The 16,412-nt window shown below is 57.4% G+C and carries 14 protein-coding genes and 1 pseudogene; 11 read left to right on the forward strand and 4 right to left on the reverse strand.

Translation table 11 applies throughout. From position 1 onward, the window contains the following. Positions 1–85 precede the first annotated feature (85 nt). The 6 genes and pseudogenes from iolD to ACTG4M_RS09095 all read left to right on the forward strand — a co-directional run bounded on the left by iolD (position 86) and on the right by ACTG4M_RS09095 (position 6,439). The gene (iolD, locus tag ACTG4M_RS09070; RefSeq protein ID WP_439123326.1) at positions 86–1,918 is read left to right on the forward strand and encodes a 3D-(3,5/4)-trihydroxycyclohexane-1,2-dione acylhydrolase (decyclizing); all 1,833 of its coding nucleotides are present in this window, start codon (positions 86–88) and stop codon (positions 1,916–1,918) included. After that, positions 1,915–2,814 carry a myo-inosose-2 dehydratase gene (iolE, locus tag ACTG4M_RS09075; RefSeq protein ID WP_439123327.1) on the forward strand — a complete coding sequence of 300 codons (900 nt, stop codon included), beginning with the start codon at positions 1,915–1,917 and terminating at the stop codon, positions 2,812–2,814. The genes iolD and iolE overlap by 4 nt, the downstream gene beginning before the upstream one ends. A gap of 49 nt (positions 2,815–2,863) precedes the next feature. Continuing rightward, positions 2,864–4,045 (forward strand): phytanoyl-CoA dioxygenase family protein, encoded by a 1,182-nt coding sequence (locus tag ACTG4M_RS09080; RefSeq protein WP_439123328.1) that lies wholly within the window; start codon positions 2,864–2,866, stop codon positions 4,043–4,045. A 52-nt stretch (positions 4,046–4,097) separates the two neighbouring features. Further along, positions 4,098–4,907 (forward strand): 5-deoxy-glucuronate isomerase, encoded by an 810-nt coding sequence (iolB, locus tag ACTG4M_RS09085; RefSeq protein WP_439123329.1) that lies wholly within the window; start codon positions 4,098–4,100, stop codon positions 4,905–4,907. Further along, a pseudogene (locus ACTG4M_RS09090) lies at positions 4,904–5,650 on the forward strand (SDR family NAD(P)-dependent oxidoreductase). The gene iolB and the pseudogene ACTG4M_RS09090 overlap by 4 nt, the downstream one beginning before the upstream one ends. Positions 5,651–5,659: 9 nt before the next feature. Then, positions 5,660–6,439: a TIM barrel protein gene (locus ACTG4M_RS09095; RefSeq protein WP_439123330.1), complete on the forward strand. Its 780-nt coding sequence runs from the start codon at positions 5,660–5,662 to the stop codon at positions 6,437–6,439. On the opposite strand, the gene ACTG4M_RS09100 is transcribed toward ACTG4M_RS09095, so the two are convergent. The 3 genes from ACTG4M_RS09100 to iolC are packed head-to-tail and all read right to left on the reverse strand — an operon-like array spanning position 6,436 to position 9,100. Further along, positions 6,436–7,275 (reverse strand): class II fructose-bisphosphate aldolase, encoded by an 840-nt coding sequence (locus ACTG4M_RS09100; RefSeq protein WP_439123331.1) that lies wholly within the window; start codon positions 7,273–7,275, stop codon positions 6,436–6,438. The genes ACTG4M_RS09095 and ACTG4M_RS09100 overlap by 4 nt on opposite strands. Then, positions 7,272–8,108, reverse strand: a complete 837-nt coding sequence (locus ACTG4M_RS09105) for a 5-deoxy-glucuronate isomerase (protein WP_439123332.1) — start codon at positions 8,106–8,108, stop codon at positions 7,272–7,274. The genes ACTG4M_RS09100 and ACTG4M_RS09105 overlap by 4 nt, the downstream gene beginning before the upstream one ends. Positions 8,109–8,119: 11 nt before the next feature. After that, the gene (gene iolC, locus ACTG4M_RS09110; RefSeq protein ID WP_439123333.1) at positions 8,120–9,100 is read right to left on the reverse strand and encodes a 5-dehydro-2-deoxygluconokinase; all 981 of its coding nucleotides are present in this window, start codon (positions 9,098–9,100) and stop codon (positions 8,120–8,122) included. 116 nt (positions 9,101–9,216) lie between these two features. On the opposite strand from iolC, the gene ACTG4M_RS09115 reads away from it, so the two are divergent. Then, the gene (locus tag ACTG4M_RS09115; protein ID WP_439123334.1) at positions 9,217–10,320 is read left to right on the forward strand and encodes a Gfo/Idh/MocA family protein; all 1,104 of its coding nucleotides are present in this window, start codon (positions 9,217–9,219) and stop codon (positions 10,318–10,320) included. A gap of 12 nt (positions 10,321–10,332) precedes the next feature. Then, entirely contained in the window at positions 10,333–11,466 is a 1,134-nt protein-coding gene (locus ACTG4M_RS09120) for a Gfo/Idh/MocA family protein (RefSeq protein ID WP_439123335.1), read from the forward strand. Here ACTG4M_RS09120 and ACTG4M_RS09125 read toward each other — a convergent pair. Then, positions 11,463–12,467, reverse strand: coding sequence for a LacI family DNA-binding transcriptional regulator (locus ACTG4M_RS09125; RefSeq protein WP_439123341.1), 1,005 nt, complete (start codon positions 12,465–12,467; stop codon positions 11,463–11,465). The two genes, ACTG4M_RS09120 and ACTG4M_RS09125, sit on opposite strands and share 4 nt — an antisense overlap. 557 nt (positions 12,468–13,024) lie before the next feature. Here ACTG4M_RS09125 and ACTG4M_RS09130 point away from each other — a divergent pair. The 3 genes from ACTG4M_RS09130 to ACTG4M_RS09140 are packed head-to-tail and all read left to right on the forward strand — an operon-like array spanning position 13,025 to position 16,142. Then, positions 13,025–14,383, forward strand: coding sequence for an ATP-binding protein (locus tag ACTG4M_RS09130; RefSeq protein WP_439123336.1), 1,359 nt, complete (start codon positions 13,025–13,027; stop codon positions 14,381–14,383). A gap of 39 nt (positions 14,384–14,422) precedes the next feature. Beyond that, positions 14,423–15,490 carry an isopenicillin N synthase family dioxygenase gene (locus tag ACTG4M_RS09135; RefSeq protein ID WP_439123337.1) on the forward strand — a complete coding sequence of 356 codons (1,068 nt, stop codon included), beginning with the start codon at positions 14,423–14,425 and terminating at the stop codon, positions 15,488–15,490. Between the two features lie 7 nt (positions 15,491–15,497). Continuing rightward, positions 15,498–16,142 (forward strand): LysE family translocator, encoded by a 645-nt coding sequence (locus ACTG4M_RS09140; RefSeq protein ID WP_439123338.1) that lies wholly within the window; start codon positions 15,498–15,500, stop codon positions 16,140–16,142. Positions 16,143–16,412 lie beyond the last annotated feature (270 nt).

Genomic DNA, 16,412 nt, shown 5'->3' on the forward strand with positions numbered 1-16,412 from the left:
CCGCACCCTGCCGCCTGCCAGCGGTATCAAGAAACATCACTTGTTCAGCGGACCACCCTCGGCCCGGCATCAAAAGGATATGGACATGGGAAAGACAATCAGGCTGACCGCCGGACAGGCGATGGTAAAATACCTTAGCAATCAGATGACCGAGGATGGAGAGACCTTTATCGCCGGCGTCTGGGCCATTTTCGGACACGGTAATGTGGCCGGTCTGGGCGAGGCGCTCTATGGCGTCCGTGAGGTGCTGCCCACCTACCGAGGCCACAACGAACAGACCATGGCCCATGCCGCTATCGCCTATGCCAAGCAATCGGTCCGCAAACGGGCAATGGCGGTGACGTCTTCTATCGGGCCGGGGGCCACGAACATGGTGACCGCCGCAGCGCTGGCCCATGCTAACCGCCTGCCGGTCTTACTGGTGCCCGGCGATGTATTTGCCACCCGTGGCCCTGACCCGGTTTTGCAACAGGTGGAAGACTTCACTGATGGCTGCGCCAGCGCCAATGATTGCTTCAAACCCGTTAGCCGGTATTTCGACCGCATCTCACGCCCCGAGCACCTGTTGACCGCCCTGCCCCGCGCTATGCGCAACCTCACTGACCCGGCGGATTGTGGCCCGGTGACACTGGCCTTTTGTCAGGACACACAGGCGGAGGCCTATGACTATCCGGTCAGCTTTTTTGAACCCCGCATCTGGGGCCAGCGCCGCATTGGAGCCGATGAGGTGGAACTCGACCGTGCGGTTGCCGCGATCAAGGCTGCGCAAAACCCTGTTCTTATCGCGGGTGGCGGCGTGCACTATTCCGGTGCGACCGAGGCCCTCAAGGACTTTGTTGAAACACACAACATCCCAGTGGCCGAAACCCAAGCGGGCAAATCGGCCTTGCCATGGGACCACGCGCAGAACCTCGGCCCGATCGGCGTCACGGGCGGAGAGCCTGCCAACAACCGCTGTGAAACCGCCGATCTGGTTATTGCCGTGGGCACGCGCTTGCAGGATTTCACAACCGGAAGCTGGGGCCTGTTCAAGAACCCCAACCGCAGGATGATCTGTCTCAATGTCGGGGCCTATGACGCAGGCAAGCATGGGGCGGACCCCTTGGTGGCCGACGCCCGACGGGGTCTCGGCCAACTCAGCGCGGCCTTGGGCGCGCATCGTTGCCCCGGGGACGCAACGGCAGCCAAGGCTGATTGGTTCTCCAAGGTCGATCCGCTGACCGCCGCGCCGAAAGACGCAAACACCCTGCCCACGGATATGCAGGTCGTGGGCGCCGTGCAACGGGCCGCACATGACAACACCATCGCTATGTGTGCGGCCGGCACCATGCCCGGCGAGTTGCACAAGCTCTGGAAGGCGGGCCGCCCCGGCAGCTACCACATGGAATACGGCTTCTCTTGCATGGGCTACGAAATCGCCGGGGCCATGGGCATCAAGATGGCCGATCCCGACGCGGACGTGATCTGCTTTACCGGCGACGGCACCTATATGATGGCCAATTCAGAAATGGCCACAGCCGTGATGATGGGCATCAGCTTCACGGTCGTCGTCACCGACAACCGCGGCTTTGGTTGCATCAACCGGCTGCAAATGGGCACTGGCGGGGCGGAGTTTAACAACCTTTTGGAGCACGCCATAGGCGGCGAAAACTCTGCGATCGACTTTGCCAAACACGCCGAATCTATGGGGGCCAAATCCGTCAAGGTTGGCTCAATCGCAGAACTGGAAGAGGCGTTGGCCAAACGTCATGACCACAAAGGCGTCTATGTCGTTGTTATCGACACAGACCCCTACGCGTCCACCGAGTACGGCGGCACATGGTGGGAAGTGGGCGTGCCTGAGGTCTCGGCCCGGGCCTCCGTCAACGAAAAGCGCGCAGCACTTGAGGTTGCCTTGAAAGAAAGAAACGAAGGATGAGCGTCAAGATCGGCATATCGCCCATTGCCTGGCAGAACGACGACCTGCCCGAAATCACCGCCGCCTACTCGATGGAACAGGCTCTGCAAGAGGCCCGCGAGATTGGCTATATCGGCGTCGAGCGGGGCCAGCGAATGCCGCAAGACACAGAAGGTCTGCGCGCCTATCTTGACAAATACGACATCGCGCTGTGTGGGGGATGGTGTTCGGGGGCGTCGCTGGTCAATGACCTTGGGGCCGAAAAGGCCGCCGTTCAGCAGCAAGTGGACCAGTTCATCGCGCTCAACAGCCCCTGTATCGTCTATGCGGAATGTTCCAACACCATTCAGGGCGATCAACGCGTGCCCGTGAACAATCGCCCAGTTTTGAGCCGCGACGACATGAAGGCATACGGCGCCAAGCTGACTGAGCTGGCCAAATGGATGGCCGATCAGGGCATGCCCATGGCCTACCACCATCATATGGGGTCCATCGTCGAGAGCGAAGACGACGTGAATTGGCTGATGGAAGGGTCCGGCCCCGAATTGCGACTGTGTTTTGACACAGGCCATCTTCTGTTCGGCGGCGGTGATGTGATGGCGACGCTCAAACGGTGGGGAGACCGCGTGCATCATGTGCATTTCAAAGATATCCGCCCCGATGTGGTAGCCGATGTGCGGGCCAACGACCGGTCCTTCCTGGATGCGGTAGTCGCCGGGGCTTTCACCGTGCCAGGCGATGGCTGCATTGATTTTCAGGCCGTGGCCGATGCGCTGAAGGCCATGGATTACAGCGGCTGGATCGTGGTGGAGGCCGAACAAGACCCGACCAAGGCCCCACCCTATGAGTTTTCCAAGATGGGCTATGAACACATTCTCAAGGTCTGCGATGCGGCCGGATTGGAGATTACGACATAATTTCACCGCCCCCACCGGGCACATAAAAGCCATGAACGAGGAGACTATCATGGAAGACCGTCAGCTAGGATATATGGGTTATTTCGATCGCGAGTCTTGCGATCTTGATGAATTCAAGGTGCTGACGTCCCAGAGTCTCATCGGGGCCTCTGTGCCCCTTGCCACGTCCGTCGAAAAGAACGTGCCAATTTACGATATGAACGTCCTTCGGGGCCATCTTGATGATCCGGCCAAACGCCGCACGCTTTTGTCCGAATGGGCTTGGGTGCTAGCGCGCTCATCTGGTGTGATCGTCCTCAAGGGGGCCTATGCCGATACAGCGCCGATCGACCGCGCCTCGAATGTCTTTAACGACATCATCAGGGAAGAGCGTGCGGGCAACGCCGGAAAGGGTGACCATTTCGCCGCCAGTGGTGCCAATGACAGGATTTGGAATTCCCTGCAAAAGCAGTGCCTGAAGGACCCTGAAGGCTTTGTTCTCTATTTTGGGAATACCGCGATTGCGGCCGCCTGCGAGGCATGGCTTGGCCCGAACTACCAGATGACCGCGCAGGTCAATCAGGTGCGTCCGGGCGGCAAGGCGCAATCTGCCCATCGCGACTACCACCTTGGGTTCATGACCCAAGATCAGGCCGCATGCTACCCTATCCATGCCCATCAAGTCACAGCGACGCTGACGCTACAGGGCGGGATTGCCCATTGTGAAATGCCCCTTGAAAGCGGGCCAACCAAGCTCTTGCCGTTCAGTCAGCTGTATGGCCCCGGCTATCTTGGTTTTCACGAAGACGATCACCGGGCCTATTTCGAGAACAGCTATATCCAGCTGCCCCTTTCGAAAGGTGATGCAATCTTCTTCAACCCTGCCTTGTTTCACGCGGCGGGCGAAAACCGCAGCGCGGATATCAGCCGGATGGTGAACCTTCTGCAGATCTCGTCAGCCTTTGGTCGCGCCATGGAGACCGTCGACCGTCAGGCCATGGCAGAGGTTATCTTGCCCGCGTTGGTTCAGCTTCGGGCCGCAGGGCGTATCAGCGAGGCGGACGCGCACGCTGCCATGGCCGCCTGCGCCGAGGGCTATGCTTTCCCAACCAACCTCGACACCGATCCGCCGGTGGGGGGGCTTGCACCGGCCTCTCAGGCAGATCATCTGCGCGCAGCGCTGGAGTCCGGTCAGACGGCGGCAGACTTGTCTCAAACACTCAATGCTTTGCAAGTGCGCCAAGCGTCCTGACACCATCAAGGGCGCGCCGGATCAGCGCGCCTTTTCCCTTTCGGAGGCACCTATGCCCAACCTTTTGCGCCGACCACAGACCAATACCGGCAAGGTCCACGACATCACGCCAGAAACGGCAGGCTGGTCCTATGTCGGATTTGGCCTTTACCACCTGAAACCCGGAGAGGCGGCTTCCGAGATCACAGGCGACACCGAGGTCATCCTGGTGATGGTTGAGGGAAAGGCCCACATCAAAGGTGCGGGCCGTGATTGGGGCGTGCTGGGGGACCGGATGAATGTGTTTGAAAAAACGCCACCCCATTGCCTTTACCTGCCTAATGGCACGGACTGGAGCGCTGTTGCCGAAACCGATTGCGTGATCGCCGTTTGCGCAGCTCCCGGTCATGGGGGACATGAAGCGCGTCGCATCGGACCCAATGGGATCACACTCACCGAACGGGGCACCGGTGTGAACACCCGCTACATAAACAACATCGCCATGGAGGCCGAAGATTACTGCGACAGCTTGCTGGTGACGGAGGTCTTCACACCCGATGGTCACTGGTCATCTTATCCCAGCCACCGGCATGACGAGGATGATTACCCACGTATCACCTATCTTGAGGAAACCTATTACCACAGGCTGAACCCCAAATCCGGCTTTGGCATTCAGCGGGTCTATACCGAGGACGGCAGTCTGGACGAGACAATGGCCGTTAAGGATGGCGATGTGGTGTTGGTGCCGCGCGGACACCACCCGTGTGCGGCCCCCTACGGATTTGAAATGTACTATCTCAACGTCATGGCAGGACCAAAGCGCACGTGGCGTTTTCAGGCGGATCCGGCTGTGCAGTGGATTATGGACAGAGACGCAACATGATCGATTTTGCCACTTTCCCCAGCCTGCGCGACAAGCGCGTTTTCATCAAGGGCGTGACGTCGGGCATCGGATCGCAAACGATGCGGGCCTTTGCCGAACAGGGCGCGCATGTGGGCTTTGTGGATATGGACGCAGAGCGTGGTAAGGCACTGAGAGAAGAGTTGGGGGATGGCCACGCATTTGCCGCGTGTGATCTGCGCGACATTGACGGGTTGCGGACAGCACTCGACAGCCACAGTGATGCGATTGACCCCGATTAAGTGCTCGTCAACCATGCCGCCCGCGACGATCGCCATGACGGGTGCGAGGTGTCGCCTGACTATTAGGACGACCGGATGCAGACTAATCTACGCCATATGTTCTTCGCCATCCAATCGGTCGCGACTGCGATGATTGAGACGGGTGGCGGGTCCATCGTCAATCTTGGGTCCAACAGCTGGCGGAAAGCCGATGGCGATTTCCCAGCCTTTGCAACGTCAAAATCTGCAGTTCATGGCCTGACACGAACCATGGCCCGCGATCTGCGCGATCATCGCGTCCGGGTCAACACCGTGGTACCCGGCTGGATCATGACAGAGCGCCAGAAGGAACTCTGGGTAACCGAGAAGGCACTTACCAAACAGGTAGACAGACAGTGCCTGCCCGACCCGGTTTACGTAGCGCGGATGGTGTTGTTCCTCGCTTCGAATGATGCAGGGGCCTGCTCCGCGCAAAATTTCACAGGTGAAACAGGGTCTACATAGGGTTTTAGAATGACACAGCCTTTTCAGCTCGCAGCCTGCGCAGAGATGCTCTGGCAGGATAAGCCAATAGAGTGGCGCGCAGCCCGTCTGACCGAGATGGGCTTTGGTGTTGGCCTGTGGAACTGGCCGGACCATGATCTCGCCAAACTTGAGGCGGTCAGGGCCAACTACACGATCATGAACGGCTATCTTGAGGGTCGCCTCGCCGATGAGGACGGAGCAGAGACGTTGCTCGCTTCAGCGCGCGAAACAGCGCGGGTCGGTAAGCGCCTTGGCGTTGACCGTCTGAACCTGCACGGCACCGGCCTTGGCGACGGAGGTATCCCGATCTGGCAGCACGACATTACGACAGGACCAATGTGGCTCAAGGCCAAAGACACGTTAAACCGCATATGTGATGTAGCCGAGCAAGAAGACGTCGTCTTTACCCTCGAAAACCTCAATCTATTGGACCACCCTGGTTGCCCTTTCGGATCAACGGCCGATGTTCTGGCGCTGGTCGCGTCGGTGGACCGCCCGCGATTACGCATCAACCTTGATCTTTATCACACACAGATCGGTGAAGGTGATCTGATCCGCTGGTGTGAAGAGTGCCTGCCATGGATCGGCGAAATTCAGGTGGCCGATAACCCTGGCCGCTGCGAGCCAGGAACCGGTGAGATCAACTACCCCGGCCTTGCAAGGGCGCTTGCCGACATGGGCTACAACGGTCCTGTCGGAATGGAAGCCTTTGCGAAGGGCGACGCGGAGGCCGCGCTGGAAGCGTTCCGCGCAGCCTTCACGCTCTAACGCTGCGGGGGTGCCCCGAAGGTGCGAATGACCTCGCGGCTGGCCGCGACAAGGGGGGCATGCGTTTCTCGGAGGAGCTGAACGCGGTCAAAGCGGTCAGGGTCGCTGTTGACCGCCTCGCGCAAAGCCGCCCCAAAGGCCATGCGCAATTCCGTCCCGATATTGAACTTGCAAATCGACGTCTGCCGCGCGAGTCGCGCGCGCTGTTCGACCGGCACACCAGAGCCGCCATGAATCACAAGCGGCACCTCAGTCAGCGCCACAATGGCCGCGATCCGGGCCTCGTCGAGACCACCTTCCTTATCCTGCTGCAAGTGCACGTTGCCCACCGATATCGCCATGGCATCCACGCCGCTCTCTCGGGCAAAAGTGGCGGCCTCCTCCGGGTCTGTACCAGCAGAGCCTTCCCCGCCTGAATAGCCCACGAACCCGATCTCCCCTTCGCATGAAATTCCTGCGGCATGGGCCATCTCAGCAATTGCAGCAGTTTCGTCAATGTTCTGCTGCAAGGGCTTGCGCGAGCCGTCGAACATGATCGACGTGAACCCACTGTCGAGCGCCTCTTTGCATTCCTCAAACGTATAGCCGTGATCAAGATGCGCGACGACAGGTACGCTGGCCTCTTCGGCCAAATGCCGGAACATCTTGCCCAGAACAGGGAGCGGCGTGTGCGCGCGGCAAGAGGGACCCGCCTGCAGGATCACCGGGGCGTTCTCAGCCTCTGCGGCGGCCACATAAGCGCGCATGTCTTCCCACCCCAAGGTGACCAAACCGCCTACGGCGTAACCTTGCGCCAGCGCAGGCTGAAGCACGTCTTTCAGAGTCACAAGCGTCATTTGAACTTTGCAATCATGTCTTTAATGCCCGGGATCGTTTCGATCTGATAGGCGTGGCTGGGTTGGAAGTACTGCACCAGCGACCGCTGGGTCAGGCCGCCGAGAATCGTGAAGTAATACATCTCATAGCCCGGCAGCACTGCGCAGGGATGATACCCGTTGTCGATGCAGATCGTGGCCCCATCCACAATGTGATAAGCATCCCCCGGCTGGCCGTCTTCGCGTTGGAGCATTTGCAGACCGGATCCATGATTCGGCTTGAACCGGAAATTGTAAGTTTCGTCGTGGCGCGTCTCGTCAGGAAGTCGGTTGGTGTCGTGCTTATGACTGGGGAACCCAGACCAGCCACCCTGACCAACGGTGAACAGCTCGCTCACCAGAAGGCGGCCGACCTTGTCGTGCTGTTTTTGGCCCAGAATATGTTTGATCTTACGATGGGTTTTGGTGTCGTCAGAGCCGTACTGCACCAGATCATGGTCGCGAACATCAAAGGGGTCGAGCACCTTTTCGTAACGAGCACCTGCGATAAAGGTTTCGGTGGCCTCGGACGTGCAAACCAGTGTGACCCTGGCCCCAACGGGCACATAAACCCCTTGCGGTTCACCGTCCCAGACATCCACACCGCGCCCGCCAAGATCGGCGAAACTCACACCTTCCACCTCGACATCAATGCTGCCTGTCGCGGGCACGATACAGGTCTCGTAGCCCGGCACTTGATATTCAAACGCCTCGCCTTTGCGCAGTTTCACGATGTTAAAATAGTTCAGTGGGACGGTGCTATCATCCACATCGACGATGGGTTTGTTCTGGTTGTCAAACGGCGCGATATGCATCTTCTGTCCTTTCAGGCCTTAGTTGGGCCGGGATGATCGGCAAGGAAGGAGTTGAGTTCCTCTGTCGTTGGCATTGCAGGCGCGCAGCCGGGCTTGCTCACAACGATGGAGGCGCAGGCAGAGCCCCGCATGACAGCCTCTTGCAGGTCATAGCCCGCCGCAATGGATGCCAGAAGACCGGCCATGAAACTATCACCCGCGCCGACGGGCTTGATCGCCTCGACCGGATAAATGCCCGTACGTACTTCACGGCCGTCTGCCAGAACAACGGCACCCTTCTCGCCCATCTTGTAGATGACCAATTTTCCCTGTCCAGCCAGCTCACGTGCCTTATCAAGACCCTTGTCCATGCCACCAGCCATGAACCCGAACTCTTCGTCATTGCCAACGATCAGATCGCTTTCGGCGCCAGCCCTGCTCAGCACCTCGGAGGCAACGTCGGCCGAAGGCCAGCTATAGGGGCGGTAATCCACGTCGAAGATGACCGGGAGGCCCGCAGCGCGGGCGTTCTCAAATGCGCGAAAGGTGGCGCTGCGCGATGGCTCTGCCGCAAAGACAGTGCCTGCGGTAATGAGCGCGCTGTGCCGCGTGTAGTCGACCCGGTCCACGTCGTTTTGGGTGACCTGAAAATCTACCGCCCCGTTGCGGTAGATCACATTCTGGAAATCGTCCATGACGCTTTCGTAGAGCGCCAGAGAGGTCCGATATTCGCCACCCAGAAGTTGGATATTAGAGATGTCGACGCCGTACTTGGCCAGCCGGTTCAAAGCAAACCGTCCCACCGCATCATCGGATACAGAGGTGATCAAGGCGGCCTCGCTGCCCAGCTTGACCAGCCCCGCGCAGATATTCGCAGACGACCCGCCAAGGTCCGCGCGAAAGGTGTCAGCGTGCTCGCTTTTTGTGCCAATGGGATCGGCGAACATATCCACGCCCGCACGGCCAAACACCGCAAAGCGGTTGCCCTTAATCCCCTCGATCAAATGGCTCATACTCCCCCCTTAGCTTGCGCACGCTGAAGCCAAATCGCGATATAGTCTTGCGCGAAACCGAATCCTAAGATAGCGATTTTGCAACCGGTTGCAAAGACCATTGTCGGGGGAAGAGAATGTCCGAGATCAGAATTGGGATCATCGGTGGCGGCTATATGGGCAAGGCACATGCCGTCGCCATGGCGTCTGTTGGTGCGGTCTTTGATACGGCCCTGCGCCCCCGGCTGGAAATGATCTGCGCCTCTAGCGAGACCAGCGCAGAGCGTTACCGCAAGTCCTATGGATTTGCGCGCGCCACGGCAGATTGGCATGTGCTCGTCTCGGACCAAAACGTCGATGCCATCGTGATCGCGTCACCACAATCGACCCACCGCGCCATTGCCGAGGCCGCCTTTGAACTTGGCAAACCTGTCTTTTGCGAAAAGCCCTTGGGCGCGTCTTTGGAGGACAGTGCTGCAATGGTCGCCGCAGCTGAGGCGTCCGGCCAGCCCAACATGGTTGGTTTCAACTACATCCGCACACCCGCCAGCCACTATGCGCGGCAGCTGATCGAAGATGGGGCCATTGGTGACATCACATGGTTTCGCGGTGAACATACAGAAGACTTCCTTGCTGACCCTGAAACGCCCGCAAATTGGCGCACCGACGGGCAGGCCAATGGCACGATGGGCGATCTGGCCCCCCATATGATCAATGGGGCCCTGGCGCTGGTCGGGCCGTTTCAGTCCATTCTTGCTGAAATCGAAACAGTCCACAGCACCCGGCCCGGCGGCACGGTCAACAATGATGATCAAGGCCAGATGATGGTCCGATTTGCGCGCGGTGCCATGGGGCATTTGTTCTTCAGCCGTGTCGCGACGGGGCGCAAGATGGGCTACGCTTATGAGATCACTGGCACGAAAGGCGCGATCCGGTTTGATCAGGAAGACCAGAACGCGCTCTGGCTTTACCGGATGGTGGGGCCAGAAGCGGAACGCGGCTTTACCAAGATCCTGACAGGCCCCGCTCATCCCGATTATGAGCCGTTCTGTCAGGGGCCAGGACATGGTACCGGCTATCAGGATCAGATCATCATCGAGGCCCGCGATTTCCTCAAGGCTATCGAAACAGGCCAGTCGGTCTGGCCGACCTTTGCGGACGGGCACGAGGTCAACCGGATTATCGCGGCGGCGCATGCCTCTTCAAGTAGCAAATCGTGGCGCGACATTACTTCTTTCTAAGGACATCAGAGAATGGCAAAATTGAAATGGGGCATGATCGGTGGCGGTGAAGGCAGCCAGATCGGACCAGCGCATCGATTGGGGGCACAGGCGGATGGGCTTTTTGAATTCGCCGCAGGAGCGCTCGATCATCGTGCAGATGTCGGCCGTGACTATGCCCAACGCCTCGGCGTCGCCGAAGACCGCGCTTATGGCAACTGGCAAGAGATGCTAGAGGGCGAGAAAGATCGTACAGATCGCGTCGATCTGGTGACCGTCGCCACACCCAACTCGACCCATTTCGAGATCACCAAAACCTTCCTCGAAGCTGGGTTCAATGTGCTGTGCGAAAAGCCCATGACCATGAGCGTCGAAGAAGGCGAAGAGATCGTGCGCGTCGCCGAAGCCTCTGGCAAGATTTGCGCCGTGAACTATTGCTACTCGGCCTATCCAATGATCCGTCAGGCCCGCGCAATGGTGCGCGCTGGCGAGATTGGCAAAGTCCGTCTTGTCGTGACCAATTTCTCTCACGGACACCACGGCGATGCCACGGACGCCGACAACCCGCGCGTGCGCTGGCGCTATGATCCCGCGATGGCGGGTGTATCTGGCCAATTTGCCGATTGTGGCATTCACGCCCTACATATGGCCAGTTTCATCTGCGACGATCAGGTCGAACGGCTGTCCGCAGACATGGCCTCGACGATCCCCTCGCGCGTGCTTGAGGACGACGCCATGGTCAACTTCCGCATGGAGAACGGAACAGTCGGGCGGCTTTGGACCTCTTCCGTTGCCATCGGTCGCCAGCATGGCTTCGACATCCAGGTCTTTGGTGAAACCGGCGGTTTGCGGTGGGCCTCCGAGCAACCAAACCAGCTTATTTACACTCCCGTAGGCGGGCGTACACAGATCATCGAGAAAGGTGAAGGCGGTCTGCATGCAGATGCAGAGCGCCTGAGCCGCGTGGCCATCGCCCACCCGGAGGGTTTCCCCCTAGCTGTGGCTAATATCTACTGCGATCTGGCCGACGCGATCCGGGGCGAAAAGCGTGATGGGCTGCCAAATGCTGCAGACGGCGTTCGATCCATCGCGGCGGTTCACTCCGCTGTTGCATCTGCAAAAAGTGATGGGGCGTGGCAGGACGCTCGCCCACCGATGTTTCGCTAAGCTTCAGGTGTGTGCCGAAGCGTGCCGCGCTCGACAACCTTGCAAGGAAATATGCGCGCTTCGGGATAGCGGTCAGGCTCTAACAGCATACCTTCGACCAGATCGACCGAAGCGGCGATCATAAGCTCAATCGGCTGATGTATCGTTGTCAGATTAATACTCTCCCAGCACGCCATCTTCATATCGTTGAGACCGATGATTCCGATATCCCGGCCTGGCTCCAACCCGTGATCCCTTAGCGCGGAAAGCGCGCCAATGGATAGTACATCATCGCCGCAAAAATAGGCCTCTGCGGATTGGCCCGCTAACTGCCTGAGCATTTCAACACGCCCAGCGTCGAACGAGTAAGCGCCAGAAAACGCTTTCGTCAGAGTGACGTCACTCTGTTTAGAAATCTCTTCCTCAAACCCTTGCAAACGGTCCTGCGCCGAGGTCGCATGTTCGGGCCCGCCCAGATACCCCAGCTGCCGATATCCCCGCGCCATAAGTTCCCGCGCAGCGATGCGCCCGCATTCGACGTTGTCGATGCCCACAACATGCACTTCTGGTAAGCTAGAGGGGCGCCCAAAGGTATGAACAACGGGCACGCCGGCATCGTGAAAAGCCTTTGCAAAGCTAGGTGGCAACGTCGATGACGCGACAATCACGGCATCGACCGAGTATTGCTGCAACATCCGCACTGAATTAGCCGGATCGGTTTCATCGGTCAGGTTGACGATCAATGGGCGCAATCCGCGCTCCTGTAAAGCACGGGTGAACTTGTCGAAGACCTCCAGAAAGATTGGGTTCTGAAAGTTGTTGGCGATAAGCCCAATCAACTTGGTGCGGCCAGTGGTGAGCGATGAGGCCAGTGCATTTGGGCTATACCCGAGGGTCTGTGCCGCCTCTTCAACCTTGAGCCGTGTGGCCGCAGAAACAGATGCTCCTTCGGTAAAGGTTCGCGATACGGCAGACCGCGAAACGCCAGCCAATTCGGCCACATCCTTCATCGTTGCGTTCATAGTCGTTCCTGTCATTTCGCATGTGAGCCGTCAGCGTGTGTCAATCCACGTAAGTTGCAATATGCCTTCTTGCTCCGGGTCCCGCAACGGTGAGCAAAGCGCGATACAAGTCAACGAATGTTCGTCGCTCTCCACCGTTGGCGACGAATGTTGCGGCCTGAAGCAACGACCGAGATAGTGCTCCTAGCCGACATCTGACATATTTTTAGGTATGTTTTAGCGATGTCTGATACACTGCACCAATCGGGTATCTTATGTCAGACGCAGAACACTAGGTGTTTGATCCCACGGTTTGATGGTGCGATCCTTTCTCAGAAATGGACGGCAGCATTATGGGACAAATCGTCCTTGGAGCGCCACACAGCGAACGTCGGCAGACGTGCATATTTTTTGATTTGAGCACGGTGATCTGGCGTCCAATATTGGATGTGCTTTGATGGCGGGAATTGCTTCACATAAGGCTGCCGCGAGACTTCGCTCCAAAAGTTCCAAGCTGATCTTGTCTTTTGATGCAAACTCGGTACAACTTTTCCGTGCAAGCATCGAAGGACGATCCCGTGAACAATGCCGCGAATTCAGTGTTGAAGGCCTTTCCTACTGACCAGAACCCAAATGTACTCCGGACATTAAACGAGTTCGCGGTTGACCTGATTGGGATCCCGAATGCGACCGATCTGTTCTGGTACGTCGCACGCAACGTGGTTGGCAGATTGGGATTTGTTGACTGCGTCATCTACACAGCCGACCCGGAAGCTGGAGAACTCACACAAGTGGCCGCACTTGGCGACAAGAACCCGCACGGCCGTACGATCGTCAATCCGCTTGTGATCCCATTTGGGAAAGGCATTACGGGAAAGACAGCACAGACAGCGGCCCCGACTATCGTCGATGATTTGCTGCTCAATGCGAACTATATTGAGGATGCACAACCCGCCCGATCTGAAATCTGCGTGCCGCTCCTGTCGAAAGGTAAAGTTGTCGGTGTAATCGACAGCGAACATCCAGACGCACATGCTTTTGGTGCTGCCGAGTTGGAGATACTCACAACAGTGGCTGCTATGACGAGTGCAAAACTCGAGCTGCTTCACGAGGCCCAACGATCGCAGCAACGTTATGCTGATCTGGTCAGAACGCATGCCAAGCTGTCAGAGGAAATCTGCAGCCGAAAGGCCGTGGAAGCCGAGCTTCACGAAGCTCGCCAACGTCAAGGCCTCGGGCAACTCACTGGTCGATTGGCGCATGATTTCAACAACCTACTGACGGTCATCTCTGGCAACCTTGAGCTGATTGAAGCTTACTTCAAAGAACCGAGCAGCCGTAGATTCCTCAAAGAAGCAAGTCTTGCCTCAAACAACGCGGTAAAACTTGTTTCAGACTTGCTGGCATACGGTCAGAGGTCAAAACTGACGCCTGTTGAAACCGATATGAACCGGTTGGTTGAAGACATCTGTGCTCTGTCGGTCGTTCCACGCGAAGTGACCCTGAACCTTGATTTGTCGCCAATCGATCTTGTGGTCATGACGGATCTCGCGGGAGCGAAATCCGCAATCCATGCAGTGATTACCAACGCGGTCGAGGCGATGCCCAACGGAGGGGCATTGACAGTTGCAACAGATCTCGTCGGCCACAGCACGATGTCTCAAGCAGCACTTCCGAGGGATCTTATCCCTAACCTCTACGTGCTAGTAAGGGTGACGGACACGGGCAATGGGATCTCACCTCAGCAACTCCAGCAGATGTTCGACCCCTTCTTCTCCACGAAGCAATCCGGTGCTGGTAGGGGCATGGGTCTCTCGACTGTCCAAGGCTTTATGTCTCAATCCGGTGGCGGAGTCAGGGCCGCTTGTGATCCGTCCGGTGGAACAGTCTTGGAGCTGTATTTCCCGGCAAAAACACAGCCAAATTCATCTCAATAGCCGTCTACGCGAGAGCAAAGATGTACTTGGAGGGGTCTCATGACAATGTTCTCCGACATTCAGCAAGGCGAACATGTATTGCCTTTGATCAGCGTCGCGGGCCTGAGATCGGGCAGCGCCAAAGCGAAAGAAATTATCGCCGGGGAGATCGGGAGAGCCAGTGAACAGTTTGGGTTCTTTCGGATCTGTGATCATGGAATTCCTTTGAAACTTATCGAATCCGTCTACGCGGCAGCCGACGAGTTCTTTTCGCAATCCGAAGACATCAAGATGCGTTGTTATATCGGTGCCAGCCCCAATCATCGAGGCTATGTGCCGTTTTCGGAGAAAGGCGATTATCCGGACGAAGTACACCGAAGCTACGAAGCGTTCGATCTTGGGCTTGATCTGCCGCCAGACGATCCTGATTTTCTTGCTGGCAATCGTGTTCTTGGTCCAAATAACTGGCCGGACCTTACCGGATTTCAGGAAACGGTTGGACGCTACTATGATGAGGTCGCGTATCTTGGCCGATTGATCTGCTCATCGCTGGAGCGCTATCTGGATTTACCACAGGGTGCCATGACGCAGAATATGACCAAGCCGATTTCGCAATTGCGGCTTCTGCATTATGTCCGTGGAGCATCAGTGACTGATATCAAATCCGTGAATATGGGGGCGCACACGGATTATGAATGTTTGACACTACTGCACACACGGAACAAAGGCCTTCAGATCTTGGCACAGGACGACATCTGGATCGATGTTCCCGTGGACCCAAGTGCACTGGTTGTGAATATCGGAGACATGATGGAGGCTTGGACAAATGGTCGGTTGCGCTCGACACCACACCGCGTTTTGAACCTGCGCCCGGAGCGGTTCTCCCTGCCCTATTTTGTGGCCGCAAACCATGACACGATCATTGAGCCCTTTCCACAGCTTGTCTCGAAGTCTTCGCCGCCGCGCTATGCGCCCTTCGCTGCAGGCACGCATTTAGAGCGGATGCTCATTCGCGATTTTCCATATCTCAAAGCCTTGATGACAAAAGACACTGGAAAGACTGGATGCGATGCCCCGGCGCTTCAAATCGACAATCCGTTCGAGCAAAGACTAAAAAACAAGACCTGATCATCCCATGCCCAACCTTGAAACCATGTTTGCCGTTTCTCTGGCGGGACTTGTGCTCAGCGCAACACCAGGCCCGTCGATGCTGTACGTTCTGTCTCGTAGTGCTGGTCAGAGTCGCGCGGCAGGATATGCCTCGGCATTGGGGCTTGGCCTTGGCGGTATTCTCCTCGCCATCGCAACTGCCTTTGGCTTGGCGGCTCTGTTTCGCCAATTCGAATGGTTGATGACGGGTCTGCGTCTCATCGGTTCTGTATACTTGGTGTACCTCGGCTACAGACTGATCAGGGATGCATATATAACGCTCGATCTGAGCGTCACAGATACACCATCGGCACGGCAATCCTTCTGGCAGATTGTCTGGCAAGGCATGTGGGTCGAACTGCTCAATCCAAAGACCGTGCTATTTTTTGCCCTCTTTCTACCGCCCTTTGTCGATCCAAACCTTGCAGGTTCCGCATTACAATGGCAGCTCGTCATTCTCGGAAGCCTCGTCCCTCTAACCGCCATACCGTCGGATATCACAGTGGCTTGGCTGGGTGCGAGATTGTCGCAAGGCGTTGCTCGAAATCCGGGTGTTCGTAAGCTCTTAGCCTGGAGCGGCGGCCTGGCCTTGGTCGCCATCGCAGCGAATATTCACTTTGAATTTATTTGATCGGCATTGCCAAGTTGGTTGATCCTAGTCGTGCCTGCAGTTTTCGGTTCTAAGGCCACCACGTGAGTGTGGGGGCATGGCAACGAGATACACAGACGTGTTTCCCCGTGATACTGTGCGCATCACCACATCAGCAATGCCCCCTCTTCTGACATCGCCTTAAATGATGGTGTGCGGCGGCTCTTGGATCGGGCTGAACCAGACCGGGTTTTCCGGAGATGTTGGAGTTCGTCACTCAGCGGCTATTTTAGCCGTGAGCTCTGCGTTGTA

Origin of the sequence: Marivita sp., from assembly GCF_965656765.1 — a bacterium.
Lineage (GTDB): Bacteria > Pseudomonadota > Alphaproteobacteria > Rhodobacterales > Rhodobacteraceae > Marivita.